The organism is Streptomyces sp. NPDC001858 (genome assembly GCF_053594615.1).
In genome coordinates, this window is the sequence record NZ_JBSFEV010000031.1 from 103,784 (window position 1) to 118,052 (window position 14,269).

Below are 14,269 nucleotides of genomic sequence, written 5' to 3' on the forward strand. Positions count from 1 at the left end.
GGCGGACGGGGCCTTCGCCGGCGGGGCCCGCGGCTGGCGGGGTCTTGGAGGGGGGACCGACGGCAGGCCGGGCCGACGGCGAGTGCAACCCTCGGCGGGCCGGGCATCGGCGGGCCGGCGCTCGGCGGGCGAGGCGGTTGTCGGGCGAGGCGGTTGTCGGGCGGACGGGGCCTTCGCCGGCGGGGCCCTCGGCGGGCGGGGTCTTGGAGGGGGGACCGACGGCAGGCCGGGCCGACGGCGGGCGCGATCCTCGGCGGATCGGGCATCGGCGGGTCGGGCATCGGCGGGTCGGGCATCGGCGGGCCGGCGCTCGGCGGGCGGGGCGGTTGCCGGGAGGACGGGGCCTTCGCCGGCGGGGCCCTCGGCGGGCGGGGCCTTGGAGGGGCGACCGACGGCAGGCCGGGCGGACTGCCAGCGCGACCCTCGGCGGGCCAAGCCTTCGGCGGGCCGTCGCCGGGCGGGCCGGGCGCCGGGCGGGCCGGGCGCCGGGCGGGCCGGGCGCCGAGCGGGCCGGGCGCCGAGCGGGCCGTCGAAGGGCGGGCCCTCGCCGGGGCGGGGGCGCTGTGGAGCGCGCGCCGCACACCGTTACCCCGCCGCCGACCATCCTGCCCCCGACCATCCTGCCCCCGACCACCCCGCCGCCGACCACCCCGCCGCCGACCACCCCACCCGCGACCACCCCGCCCCCGCACCCCCGCTCGGCAACCCGGTGGCAAATCTGGTGCCCCGTGTCCGTGCCCCGGCGACAATGGCTGGGTGCGGTACAGAATCCTGGGCGTCACCCAGACAGCGGACGACCAGGGCAGCGCCGTATCCATCCCCGGCGCCCGTCTCCGCGCCCTGCTCACCGCTCTGGCGCTGCGCCCGGGACGGCTCACCGCCCCGGGAGACCTCATCGACGAGGTCTGGGCCGCCGACCCGCCCCAGGACGCCCCCGCCGCCCTCCAGGCGCTGATCGGCCGTCTCCGCCGGGCCGTCGGCAAGGACTCCGTCGTCTCCGCGCCGGGGGGTTACCGGCTCGCCGCGACCGAGGACGACGTCGACCTGTTCGTCTTCGAGCGGCTCGTGCGCGAGGGCACGCACGCCCTGCGGCAGGGCGACGCGCCCACCGCCGCGCGCACGCTCGACGACGCCCTCGCCCTCTGGCGCGGCCCCGCCCTCGCCGACCTCCCCGACCGCACCCCGGCCGCCCGCCCCGAAGCCCTCCACCTGGAGGCGGTCCGCGCCCGCGCCGAGGCGGACATCGTCCTCGGCCGCGCCCGCGAAGTTCTGCCGCGCCTGACGGAACTGGCCGCCACGCACCCCTACGACGAACCGCTGCACGCCCTCCTCATCCGCGCCCTGCGCGACACCGGCCGTGACGCCGACGCCCTCGCCGCGTACGAGACCGCCCGCCGCACCCTCTCCGACGGCCTCGGCACCGACCCGGGCCCGGACCTGCGCGCCCTCCACGCCGAGCTCCTGAACCGCCCCGAGAGCCGTCCCCGGACGACCCCCCTCGCCGGTCTCCCTCCGCTCCGACTCCCCCGACGGACCGGCAACATCCGTCCGCGTCTTACCTCTTTCGTGGGCCGGGAACCCGAGCTCGACGCCATCCGTTCCGAATTGCACAGGGCCCGTCTGGTCACGCTCACCGGACCGGGCGGCTCTGGAAAGACCCGTCTCGCCGAGGAAGCCGCCGCCGGGCTCCCGCAGGCGTGGCTGGTCGAGCTGGCGCCGCTCGACCGGCCGGAGGCGGTGCCGGGCGCGGTGGTCAGTGCCCTCGGTCTGCGCGAGACCGCATTGATGACCACCGAGCTGGCACCCCCGCAGGACGACCCGGTCGCCCTGCTCGTCGAGTACTGCGCCCCGCGCAGCCAACTCCTGATCCTTGACAACTGCGAACATGTCATCGGCGCGGCCGCCGCCCTCGCCGAGACGCTCCTCACCCGCTGCCCAGAGCTCACGATCCTCGCCACCAGCCGTGAACCCCTGGGCGTGCCCGGCGAGTCGGTCCGCCCGGTCGAGCCCCTCCTCCCCGACCAGGCGCACCGCCTCTTCACCGAGCGCGCGACCGCCGTCCGCCCCGACGCGGCCGCGCTCCTGCGGGAAGAGGAGGCGATCGCGGAGATCTGCCGACGGCTGGACGGGCTGCCGCTCGCCATCGAACTCGCCGCCGCCCGGCTCCGGCTGCTCACCCCACGTCAGATCGCCGACCGCCTCGACGACCGCTTCCGCCTCCTCACCTCGGGCAGCCGCACGGTCCTGCCCCGCCAGCAGACCCTGCGAGCCGTCGTCGACTGGTCCTGGGACCTGCTCGACGAACCGGAGCGCACGCTGCTGCGCGAGCTGTCCGTGTTCGCGGGCGGCTGGGACCTGGAAGCCGCGGAGGCCGTGTGCTCGGGCCCGGTCGCCGACCTGGTCGGAGCGCTCGTCGACAAGTCCCTCGTCGTGGCGGCCCCGTACCGGAGGCACGGCGGCGGCGCCATGCGCTACCGCATGCTGGAGACGATCCACGAGTACGCCACCGAGCGCGCCGCCGAACTCCCGCACGGCCGCGCGGTGGCCGAACGGCGACACCGCGCGTGGGTGCGCGCGCTCGTCGAGCGGGCCGACCCACTGCTGCGCTCCGCCGAGCAACTCCCCTGGATCTCCCGTCTGGAGACCGAGCTGGACAACATCCGCGTGGGCCTCCAGCGGGCGCTCATGGCCGGCGCGGAGGAGGAGGCCGCCGCCCTCTGCCTGGCCATGGGCTGGTTCTGGTGGCTCCGCAACCACCGCATCGAGGGCGCCGAGTGGACCGACCGCACCCTGCGCCTGGCCGCGGTCCTGGACACACTCCTCCCCACAGACAAACTCCACCTCACGGACAAACTCCAGTCCACGGACTCACTCCACCCCACGCGCGGGGACGCCGCCACCCTTCCCGCCCTCCCTGTCCCCGCCCTCCCCGTCCCCGCCGACCTCGTCGCCCGCATGACCGCCGTCGATCCGATCGACGCCTTCCTCGACGAGCCCACCACGGCGGACGACGACACCCACCCCGAGCAGGGACACCGACCCCCGCCCGGCCACCGCCACCCGCACCGCATGGACCTGCGGATGCAGCACCTGTTCCTGTTGTCCGAGGGGCCGAAGGACGTGGCGGCGAACCCGCGCCGTCGGGAGTACCTCGCCCGGCTGCGCGCCGGCTACGAGCCGGGCGGCCCGCAGTCCGCGCGGATGCCCGGCATGCTCTGGCCGCTGACGTCCTTCCAGCTGCGGGACACGGTGGACGCCCGGGCCGTCCTGGACGCGGCCGTCGCCAACTGCCGTGCCCACGGCGGCGACTGGGAGCTCGGCTGCACCCTGATGTTCCGCACGCACATAGTCGTCGACTCGCCCGGCGGACTGCACGGGGTGGACGACGATCTGGCGGAGCTGCGGGTGCTCAGCCTGCGCGTCGGCGACCGCTGGATGCGGGCCCAGGTGTGCGGCGCGGCGGGCGAGACGGCGATGGCGCGCGGCCGCTACGCGGAGGCGGAGCAGGAGTACCGCGAGGCGCTGCGGCTCGCCCATGAGGTCGGGGCGTACACCGAAGCGCCGTTCCTCATCGCCCGGCTCGGGGAGATTGCCTTCCGGTCGGGCCATGTCGAGGGCGCCATGGAGGCGCTGGACGAGGCGAGCAGCGCCGCCGACCGCCATGGCCTGCCGGACGTCCGGGCGTTCGTCCGGCTGATGCGCGCCTACATCGCGCTGCACCAGGGCGATGCCGCTCACGCGCGCGTGCTGTGCGAAGAGACCCGCGCGGCGATCGGGGAGGGCACCCCGCCGCCCCAGTTCACGGCGGCGCTGGGCATGCTCGACGGCGACCTCACGGCCGTCGAGTCCGGGCCGGAGCACGGTCTGTCGGTGCTCGCCGACACGCTGCGGCAAGCGGTGGCCGACCAGTGCGCCGAGGCGATCACGGCGTCGATCGTGGACACCGCGGCGGACCTGCTGGCCCGGCTCGGCGACTTCCCGCGCGCGGCCCGTCTCCTCGCGGCGGCCGACGCACTGCGCGGCCCCTATCCGCGTCCCGCACCCGAGCACGCCCGCGCCGAGCGAACCGAGGCCGCGGCCCGCGAGGCCCTGGGCGCCGAGCGCTACGCGGGCGAGTGCGCCCTGGGTAAACCCCTGACCGCGACCGACGCCCTGGACGAGCTCACGGAGGCCATGCGCCGCCACCCCTCGGCCGAGCAGCCGCGCACTCCCCGCTCCTCGGCGCCTACGAGCAGGTGAACCGGGACTCCGCCCAGTCCGCGAGCGCCACCGAGTCGTGGTGGCTGTGCGGCTCGACCACCAGGCGCACACTCGTGCGACCGCTGAGGTTCACATGGACGAGCACGGCCGGGTCGCCGCCCTCGATCACCCCGGACGACCAGAGCCGGTTGTCGTCGGCGTAGACGGAGAACGAGACCTTGCCGAACTTCAACGTCAGGTCGTCGACGCCGACGAACCCGTCGTAGGAGGTGCACTTCCGGTTGAGGTCGACGGTGACGGAGGAGCTGCCGTGCACGGTCACCCCGGGCGCGTACCGGCGGTCCGCGATGTAGAGCGCGTTGCGCTGCCACACCCAACTGCTGTCGCGGAGCCGGATCTCGGGCCCGGTGCCGTCGCCGTGGACGTCGAAGGCGAGCTCGCTCAGCTGGAAGACGGCCGGGGCGGGCGGGGGCGTCGGCGTCGGAGTGGGGGTCGGACTGGGCTTCGGAGCCGGGGTGGGCGTCGGGGTGGGCGTGGACGCCGGGGTCGGGGTCGGGGTCGGTGTGGGCGTCGGCCTGGGGGTGGGGGTCGGCGTCGGGGCCGCCACCGGGAGGATCGCCGGCGGTTCCGGCGCGGGTTCCTCGGCCGGCTCAGGCGCAGGCGTCGGCGTGGGAGTCGGCGTCGGCGTCGGCTCCTCGGGCCGCGCGACCGGCGCGGGTGCGGAGGCCGGCGGCCTCGCCTCGGGCGGCTCGGCCGGGCCGTCGTTGCCGACGAGCGCGAGGGCCACCACGGCGGCCGCCACCGACACCACACCTGCCGCGATACCGGCCTTCACGGGCGCGCCCAGCCCCTCGGAGGCCGCCGCCCCGCCTCCGGAACTCGCCCCGCCGGAGGAACCGCTCGCCGCGGCGGCCGCCCCCGCGGCGCCCGCGGCCCCCGCTCCGGTGCCGCCGGCGACGAGCGCGAGCGCCTTGGCGTACCCGGCGGCGCCGAACCAGCCGATGACCGCGATCGGCACGACGGCGGGGATGCTGCCGGCGACCTCCTCGATCTGCAGGGCGGCCAGCCGGCACTGCGCACACTCCTCCAGGTGCTTGCGCAGCCCCCGTTCCGCGCGGGTGCGCAGCCTGCGGCGGGCGTAGGTGCCGAGCTGGTCGGCGTAGCGGGCGCACTCCTCGTCGCTGGTGAGGGTGGCGCTGACATGGGCCTGGAGGTAGGCCTGCTTGAGGCCCTCGCGGGCCCGGCTGGCGAGCACGCGCGTGCCGTTGGCGTCGAGGCCGAACAGCATGGCGACCTCGCTCGGCGACTCGTCCTCGACCTCCGTGTGCCACAGCACCGCCTGCCAGCGCTCGGGCAGCGAGCGGAAGGCCTGCATGGCCATGGACTGCTCGGCCTCGTGCATCGCGCGCACATCCGCGCCCAGGTCCAGCGTGTCGTCGTCGGACACCTCCGCGGGGCGGGCGGACTGCGCCGCGAACACCGCGAAGTCGTCGACGAGCTGCTCCCGCTTCGCCGACTGCGTCCAGCCCGCGGCCACCCGTCGGACGGAGGTGAGGAGATAGGCGCGGACGGCGTACTCGGGTCCCGAGCCCCTGCGCACCGCCTGGAGCATGCGGGCGAAGACCTCGGCGGTGAGGTCGTCGGCGGTGTGGGCGTCCCGGCAGCAGGTGCGGGCGTAGCGGCGCACGGCGTCGGCATGGCGCCGGTACAGCTCCTCGTACGCCGTGTCGTCGCCCGAGCGCATCCGGCCGATCAGATCGGTGTCGCCGGGCGGCACGTCCCGAGGCGGCGGCAGGATCCCTTCGGCACGCCACTCACGCTGCGCCGGAATGGTGCTGTACGCCGCGCTCTCCGCCGTGCCTTCCGGCGGATCGGCGTGCGGACCCTCCCCACCGCTCACGCGTCGGCCCTGGCTCGGTACCTGTGGCGAGGTCGGGCCGTCGGCCGCCGCGTCACCGTCACCGTCACTGGGTGAACCGAGTGACTCGTCCTGACCGTCAACGCTCATCGCGGAAAGCCCCCGCCGCCTGCCCAACAACCAGTCCCGACCACCGGGTCAGAGTGCCATATTGGCTTTTGGTCAGTACCCCGTCGGACGGGCCATCCACTCGTCCGTGGGGACTTGTCGCAGTCCAGTACTAAGGTTCACCCATACGGGCAAGGTTCAACTGTCGTTCTGTGGGCAGGAGTTGAGCCGCCTGCTCGAAATGCCCCGGATGTCCGGCGCTTGTTCGGCACTTGTTCGGCACGTGTCCGGCGCCCGTCCAGTGCGGTGGACGGGAGGTGGGGGCAGTGCGGCGCCCCCACCCACCATCACCGCTTCCGGCTCACGAAGAGGACCGGGACCGCAGGCCCTCCAGCAGGATGTCCAGCAATCGCGCCGAGGCCGCCGCCTGCTGCGCCGGGTCCGGCAGCGAGGGCGCCGCCGTCGCGATCACCAGCAGCACATCCGACACCGACACGTCGACGCGCAGTTCGCCCGCCTCCCGCGCCCGCTCCACGAGCCGGCCCACGACCTCGAGCAGCGCCGCGGCGCCGGTGTCGTCGACAGCGGCCGTCGTACCGTCCTCCGGGACGAGCCGCAGTTCGCCGCCGCCCGGCTGGGTCCGCTGCTGCGGCACCCGCGCCTCGCCGGCCGGCCCGCCCTCGGAGCCGTCCTCCGCGACCCCGACGCGCAGCACCTGCGGCGGCAGCAGCCGCCCGGCGCCGGACGCCACGGACGTCCGCAGGAAGCGCGACAGGGCCGACCACGGTTCGTCCTCCTGGCCGAGCGCCGTCCGCGCCTGGTCGGTCAGCCGAGAGGTCTCCTCCTCGGCTATCCGCCGCACCAGGACGTCCTTGCTCGGGAAGCGCCGGTACACCGTGCCGACCCCGACCCGCGCGCGCCGCGCCACGTCCTCCATCGGCGCGCCGTACCCCAGCTCGCCGAAGACCTCCCGCGCGGCCCGCAGTACGTGTTCCAGATTGCGCTGTGCGTCCACGCGCAGCGGCGCTGTGCGCGCGCCGTCTCCGCGTCCGTTGCCGATGGCCGTGCCGACCGCACCGACCGCGCCGCCGGTTGCGAGCGTCGGCGCGGACGACCAATGCGAGTTCTGAATGTGCATGAATGATCCCCCGGTAATGACGTCTCCCCCCGGAGACTTTCCCCGCCATAGAAATCCGGGGCGTGGAACACAGGGGACAGCAGCCTCCTCGAGTCCGCCCGTCGCAGACCCGTAGAGCGCTTCCCCCTGACACCCCGTCGACATACGAACATAGTTGAGAGGCAGTCAATTCAGAAGGGGCAGGTTCCGCACGGAGCGCCCCCCGATCGGAGTACGGGTCGTATACGTCCCGATTGCGCCCCTTCCCCCACCCCGGCGCACACCCTCTGACCTGCGCTCCTGATCCGTACTCCGGTGTTTCGGCCAACCCGGGGCGCGGCCGACTCGCGGTCACACAAATTGTCGAGGCTGTGGACAAACTCCGGCGGCCGGTGCGTCATGGGAGGGTGAAGGAACGTGCGCGCATTCTCGTTGTCGGCGGTGGCTACGTCGGGATGTACACGGCCCTGCGGCTCCAGCAGAAGCTGCAACAGGAACTCGGCCGGGGCGAGGCCGAGATCACGGTCGTCACACCCGACCCGTATATGACCTACCAACCCTTCCTGCCCGAGGCGGCCGCGGGGTCCATCTCCCCCCGGCACGTCGTCGTGCCCCTGCGCCGCGTCCTGCCGCACTGCCGGGTCGTGGTCGGCGAGGTCACCGCCGTCGACCACGCCAAGCGCACCGCCACCCTCACCACCCTCGCCACCGACGAGGAAGGCACCGGCCCCCAGCAGCTGGCGTACGACGAAATCGTCCTCGCGCCCGGCTCCGTCTCCCGCACGCTCCCCATCCCGGGCCTGGCCGACCACGCCATCGGCTTCAAGACCGTCGAGGAGGCCATCGGGCTGCGCAACCACGTCATCGAACAGATGGACATCGCCTCCTCCACCCGCGACCCCGCCATCCGCGACGCGGCCCTCACCTTCGTCTTCGTCGGCGGCGGCTACGCGGGCGTGGAGGCACTCGGCGAACTGGAGGACATGGCGCGCTACACCACGCGCTACTACCACAACGTCAAGCCCGAGGACATGAAGTGGATCCTGGTCGAGGCCTCCGACCGGATCCTGCCGGAGGTCGGCGCCGACATGGGCCGCTACACGGTCAGCGAACTACGCCGCCGCAACATCGACGTCCGGCTGAACACCCGCCTGGAGTCCTGCGCCGACCGCATCGCCGTCCTCAGCGACGGCGCCCGCTTCCCGACCCGTACGGTCGTGTGGACCGCCGGCGTCAAACCCCACCCGCTGCTCGCCGCCACCGACCTCCCGCTCAATGAACGAGGTCGGCTGAAATGCACCCCCGAGCTGACCGTCGACGGCGTCACGCACGCGTGGGCGGCCGGAGACGCCGCCGCGGTCCCCGACGTGACGGCCGACCGGCCCGGTGCGGAGACCGCGCCCAACGCCCAGCACGCCGTCCGCCAGGCCAAGGTCCTCGCCGACAACATCACGCGCTCCCTGCACGGCGAACCCCTGCGGACGTACTCCCATGAATACGTCGGCTCGGTCGCCTCGCTCGGCCTCCACAAAGGCGTCGCCTTCGTCTACGGACGCAAGCTCAAGGGCTACCCGGCCTGGTTCATGCACCGCGCGTACCACCTCAGCCGCGTGCCCACCTTCAACCGCAAGGCGCGCGTGCTCGCCGAATGGACCCTCGCCGGCCTCTTCAAACGGGAGATCGTCTCCCTGGGATCACTCGAACATCCCCGCGCGGAGTTCGAACTCGCTGCCGGTGGAAAGCCTTCTCGAGAGTCTCCCGACGACCCGAAGGGGTCGTCCTGACGGATCCAGGAACTCCACCGGCCGCCCCCACGTATGACGAATGTCGGCCCGGACGGCGGCCACACTGCCAGACTGCTCCCTGCTCATAAACCCCTCCCGAGCCCTCCCCAGAGCCTTCTCCCGAGCCACCTCTCGAGCCCCACCCGGCGGGCCACCGCCCGCCCCCGCGACCCACGAGGCTGTTTCCCCGTGCTCCACACCCCGGGTGCTGCAACAATGTGCGGCCACCGCCGCGCGGCCCCCGGAGCCCAGGCCGGGCCCGGAGCCGGCCGACGACAACTACACGAGGCAAGGATTCGTGAACTTCACGCGCTGGAGCGCCCGGCTCCCCGGAACGCAGCGCCGCGCCGCCGCGCGAGCCGATCACCCGGTCACCCCCACGGACCGGCGGAGCGAGGGCTCGGTACCCGCGGCCCGCGTCGAACAACTCACCGACGAGCCGCCGCCGGTGCCCGCGGTCGACGAACTCCCGGTCCGTGAGGTCCTCGACCGCGTTCCGGCCCTCGTCGCCCTCGTCCACGGCCCCGACCACCGCCTCGCCTACGTCAACGACGCCTACGCGGCGGCCTTCGGCGTACGCTCCTGCGGCGAACCGGCCGCCGAAGCCCTCCCCGAACTCCGCGACCTCGGACTGCTGCCGCTCCTCGACCAGGCCCTGCGCAGCGGCAAGCCCCGCACCCTGAAGTCCCGCAAGGCGCCCGACGGCCGCTCCTACACGTTCACCTGCACCCCGGCAGCCGAGAACAACGGCAAGAGCGCCGTCCTGATCTTCGCCACCGACGTCACCGACCACGCCGAAGCCGCCGAACGCCTCAGGACCAGCGAACGCCGCCAGCGCGAGACGGCCGTCACCCTCCAGCGCTCCCTCCTCCCCCAGGAGCTCGAAGAGCCCGACGACCTGCGCATCGCCGCCACCTACCAGCCCGGCGGCACCGAGGCCGCCGTCGGCGGCGACTGGTACGACGTCATCACCCTCGGCGGCGGCCGCACCGCCCTCGTCATCGGCGACGTCATGGGCCGAGGCGTGCGCGCGGCGGCCGTCATGGGCCAGCTCCGCACCGCGGTCCGCGCCTACGCCCGCCTCGACCTGCCCCCGCACGAGGTCCTCCAGCTCCTCGACGGCCTCGCCATGGAGATCGACGCCAACCAGATCGCCACGTGCGTGTACGCCATCCACGACCCCAACGAGGGCCGGCTCGTGTACGCCTCCGCAGGCCACCTCCCCATCCTCGTCCGCGACGAGAACGGCACCGTCCTGCGCGCCGCCGAACCCACCGGCCCGCCCCTGGGCACCGGCGGCTGGATGCACGCCTCCGGCTCCATCCCCCTGGGCCCCGGCTCGACGGCCGTCCTCTACACGGACGGCCTCGTGGAGCGCAGGAACGAAGACCTGGACGAAGGCATCGCCGCCCTGGAACGCGCCCTGGCCGGCGCCACCGGCACCCCCCAGGTCGTCTGCGACCGCCTGGTCCGCTCGGCCGGCGTCACCGCCGACCACGACGACGACGTCGCCGTCCTCGTCCTCCAGCACCCGGCCCGCACCGGCCCCGACGGCGAGCTGTTCCGCAACGCGGCCCTGGAGCTCCTCGGCGGAGTCGAAGCGGCCCCACGCGCGCGTGCCTTCGCCTCCGGCGTCCTCACCAGCTGGCGCTTCCCCGCCGAACTGCATGACCTCGGCGTCCTCGCCACCAGCGAACTCGTCGCCAACTCGCTTCAGCACGGCACCCCGCCCATGCGGCTGCGCCTGCGCCGCACCGACCGCCGCCTGATCATCGAGGTCACCGACGGCGACGACCACCTCCCGCGCCGCCGCCGCGCGGAACCGGGCGACGAATCGGGCCGCGGCATCGCCATCGTCGCCACCATCGCCACCAGCTGGGGCAGCAGGCGCACCCCGGGCGGCGGAAAGGCGGTGTGGTGCGAGTTCGTCCTGCCGAAGCCGGACGGAACGACCTCCCCCGCGCGCGGCACCTAGGCGAACACGCCCCCCGGTGCTAGTAGCTCCCCATGGCAGACGCAACGGGCTTTCATCTCACGGGAAGCGCCCCCCAGCGCTACGAACACTACGTCGCGCCCCTCATGGCGCCCTTCGTCACCGCACTCGTGGACGCCGCGGACCTCTACCCCGGCGCCACCGTCCTCGACCTCGCCTGCGGCACGGGCTTCGCGGCCCGCGCCGCCGCCGCACAGGCCGGCCCCACCGGCCGGGTCGCCGGCGCGGACGTCAACGAGGAGATGCTCAAGATCGCAGTGGCGTGCCACCCGCGCCTCTACCCGGACATCGAATTCACCGCCGCCCCCGCCCACAACCTCCCCTACCCCGACGCGGCCTTCGACGCCGTCCTCTGCCAACAGGGCGCCCAGTTCTTCCCCGACCTCGACGCGGCCCTGACCGAGACGGCCCGCGTCACCCGCCCCGACGGCCGGTTCGCCGCCACGGTCTGGGCCGAACTGGACGACTCCCCGTACTTCACGGCCCAGCACCGGGCACTGGAACGACACGGCACCCCGGAGGCGGCAGCCGGCTACCGGACGGCCTTCAGCGCCGCGGACCGCCTGACCACCGCCCTCGAACGCGCGGGCTTCGGCTCCACCACCCGCCGCGACCTCACCTTCGCCATCACCCTCCCCCCACTGGAGGACTACGTCACCGGCCACCTCTCCGCGATCCCCTGGGGCCAGACGCTCGTCGAAGCCGGGGGCGAGCAGGCCCTCACCCGCGTCGCCGAAACGATCCGCGGCCACCTCCCCGACGACACGACGACCTTCCCCTTCACGGCGACCCTGGTGACAGCGGTCCGCTGAACACACGGAAGGCGGCCGCCGTCCCCTCGGACGACGGCCGCCTTCCGCACGGCGAACCCTGAGCGGTCAGGCCTCCGCGCCCACCGGCTCCACAGCGGCCCCACCCCGGGCCACCACCCGCTTCCGCACCAGCCACGGCTGATCCTGGACGGCGGTCAGCTGCCGTCCCAGCCGCAGCGCCAGGTAGGTGATCCCCAGCGAGAACAGCAGGAACATCACGATGTACGGCGCGTGCAGCGAGGCCCCCAGCGGTCCGCCCACCGCCGGCCCGACGGCCAGCGCAAGCTGCTTCACCAGGGCGAACGCCGAGTTGTACTGCCCCGCCATCCCCTCCGGCGCGAGATCGGCGACCAGCGGCGCGACCGTCGGCGACAGCATCGCCTCGCCCAGCCCGAACAACGCGTAGGTCGACACGAACGCGGCCGTCGCCATCGTCCGACTGCCGTGCCCGAGCCCGGCGTACCCGGCCACGACCCACGCCACGGCCCAGATCAGCCCCACGGCCGCGATCACCCGCGACCGCTTCTGCCGCTCGACGAACTTCAGCACCGCGAACTGCGCGATCACGATCATCGCCGTGTTGGCGGCCAGCGCGCTGCCGAGAGCGGACGTCGAAATCCCCACGGCCTCGACCCCGTACGCACTCAGCCCCGACTCGAACTGCCCGTAGCAGGCGAAGAACAGCACGAAGCCCAGCACGCACAGCTGCACCATGGCCCGATTGCCGAGCAGCTGCTTCCAGCTCCCCCTGGCGGACCGCGGGGCGTCCCCGACCTTCGGAGCGTGCGGCAGCCGCACCGTCGACAGCACCACGGCCAGCAGCAGGAACATCGCCGCCTCGATGGCGAACAGCAGAGTGAAGGACGACACGCGCGTGGTGTCGACCAGATGCCCGCCGATCAGCCCACCGACGCCCAGCCCGAGGTTCTGCAGGAAGAACTGCGTCGCGAACGCCCGCGACCGCGTCTCCGCGGTCGAGCAGTCCACGATCATCGTCGCGAGCGCCGGCTGCATCACGGCCTGCCCGGCCCCGAGCGCGGCCGCGGCCGCCAGTACGGCCGTCGCGTTCCCGGCCAGTCCGAGGCTCAGCGCTCCGATTGCGGCGGTGACCAGGGCGGCGAGCAGGACCGGCAGTGGACCGCGGCGCACGATCGCCCGGCCGGCGAACGGCAGCACGATCAGCGCGGCCACCGCGAAGACGGCGAGAACGAGCCCCGCCGTCATGGCCCCCAGCCCCCGCACCTGCGCCACATAGACGTACAGGTAGGGGACGGTGAAGCCGAGCCCGAACGCGCTGAGTGCGTTGCCCACGTGGATCCGGCGCATCGCTGCGCCCATCGCCCTGGTCACGTTCACCTCTCTCATCTCTCAAGCAGTGCGGTTGGTGACGGTCAGTGCTTCTACTGCCTCAGTACTTAGAACCGAAGACTTCGAAGCTAAAGTTCGAAGTTGAACTGTACATCCCGAAAGACTTCGACGCGAACGAACGACGTGCGATAGTGGCCACATGGGCGACACCCCCGGCAGCGCCGGCACGGGCACCGGCGGCGAGCCGACCCTCGAAGAGCAGATCGCGGCCTACCAGCGCGAGTTCCAGGACCTCGACCCGCAGATCGAGAAGATCGTCTCGGCGCTGTCCCGCCTCAACCGCCGCATGAACGTCGCGTACGGCCGCCAGACCGCGGACCTCGGCATCAGCAACGCCGAGTGGGAGGTCCTCAAGGCCCTCGTCCTGTCCGGCGCCCCCTATCGCCTGGGCCCCAGCGACCTGGCCAAGCGCCTCGGCCTGACACCGGCCGCGATGACCCACCGGATCGACCGCATGCTCGCCGAGGGACTGGTGACCCGGGAGCGCGACGAGTCCAACCGGGTCCGGGTGATCGTGGAGCTGACACCCGAGGGCCGCGAGAAGTGGCTGGAGGCGATGCGCATGGCGACGGTCTTCGAGGAGGACCTCCTCCAGGACCTCTCCGCGGAGGAGCGCACCAGCCTCGGCGAGGTCCTGACCAGGCTGCTGCGCCGGGTGGAGCACGCCCAGCCGGACGCCGGCGGCCGGCTCAGCGACCTCGATTAAAAGATCTTGACAGGCGGCGCTTGACGTCTCCATGCGAGGTAAGTAGAGTTCTCCGGGTTGCCACGGAGCCGTAACGGTTCTTCGGCAACACCTCCGTCGCACTGGCGACACCACAAACCATCAGCACGATCTCCCTACGGGGTTGAATTCGGCGTGCCCGAATTCAATTCGATTCGGGGTCGGCAGCTCGATTAGGAACTGCCGATCGGATCCGCTAAGGTTTGAGACGTCGGAACGGCCCAAGGGTCGCGAAGACAACCCCCTCTGACTGGGAATCAGCGCCGAAAGGATCTGATAGAGTCGGAACCGCCGGAAAGGGAAAC

The 14,269-nt window shown here is 73.2% G+C and carries 8 protein-coding genes; 5 read left to right on the forward strand and 3 right to left on the reverse strand.

The window, feature by feature from the left end; translation table 11 throughout:
* Positions 1-756 precede the first annotated feature (756 nt).
* Complete coding sequence (locus tag ACWCPF_RS33425; RefSeq protein WP_451048837.1) at positions 757-4,239, forward strand: ATP-binding protein; 3,483 nt, start codon at positions 757-759, stop codon at positions 4,237-4,239.
* On the opposite strand, the gene ACWCPF_RS33430 is transcribed toward ACWCPF_RS33425, so the two are convergent.
* Together ACWCPF_RS33430 and ACWCPF_RS33435 are read right to left on the reverse strand one after the other, a co-directional pair.
* Positions 4,226-6,208, reverse strand: coding sequence for a sigma-70 family RNA polymerase sigma factor (locus ACWCPF_RS33430; protein WP_451048838.1), 1,983 nt, complete (start codon positions 6,206-6,208; stop codon positions 4,226-4,228). The genes ACWCPF_RS33425 and ACWCPF_RS33430 overlap by 14 nt on opposite strands.
* Positions 6,209-6,527: 319 nt before the next feature.
* On the reverse strand, positions 6,528-7,304 hold the full coding sequence (locus ACWCPF_RS33435; protein WP_451048839.1) for a TetR/AcrR family transcriptional regulator: 777 nt from the start codon (positions 7,302-7,304) through the stop codon (positions 6,528-6,530).
* A 386-nt stretch (positions 7,305-7,690) separates the two neighbouring features.
* On the opposite strand from ACWCPF_RS33435, the gene ACWCPF_RS33440 reads away from it, so the two are divergent.
* From ACWCPF_RS33440 to ACWCPF_RS33450, 3 genes are all read left to right on the forward strand, one after another.
* Complete coding sequence (locus ACWCPF_RS33440) at positions 7,691-9,067, forward strand: NAD(P)/FAD-dependent oxidoreductase (RefSeq protein ID WP_451048840.1); 1,377 nt, start codon at positions 7,691-7,693, stop codon at positions 9,065-9,067.
* Between the two features lie 298 nt (positions 9,068-9,365).
* A complete protein-coding gene (locus ACWCPF_RS33445) occupies positions 9,366-11,042 on the forward strand; it encodes an ATP-binding SpoIIE family protein phosphatase (protein ID WP_451048841.1) in 1,677 nt (558 codons plus the stop codon).
* Positions 11,043-11,074: 32 nt separating this feature from the next.
* Positions 11,075-11,872 (forward strand): class I SAM-dependent methyltransferase, encoded by a 798-nt coding sequence (locus ACWCPF_RS33450; RefSeq protein WP_451048842.1) that lies wholly within the window; start codon positions 11,075-11,077, stop codon positions 11,870-11,872.
* A gap of 66 nt (positions 11,873-11,938) precedes the next feature.
* Here ACWCPF_RS33450 and ACWCPF_RS33455 read toward each other — a convergent pair whose 3' ends face one another.
* On the reverse strand, positions 11,939-13,222 hold the full coding sequence (locus tag ACWCPF_RS33455; protein ID WP_451048850.1) for an MFS transporter: 1,284 nt from the start codon (positions 13,220-13,222) through the stop codon (positions 11,939-11,941).
* A 157-nt stretch (positions 13,223-13,379) separates the two neighbouring features.
* Between ACWCPF_RS33455 and ACWCPF_RS33460 the strand changes: the two genes are divergently transcribed.
* Complete coding sequence (locus ACWCPF_RS33460) at positions 13,380-13,946, forward strand: MarR family winged helix-turn-helix transcriptional regulator (protein WP_451048843.1); 567 nt, start codon at positions 13,380-13,382, stop codon at positions 13,944-13,946.
* Positions 13,947-14,269: the final 323 nt, after the last annotated feature.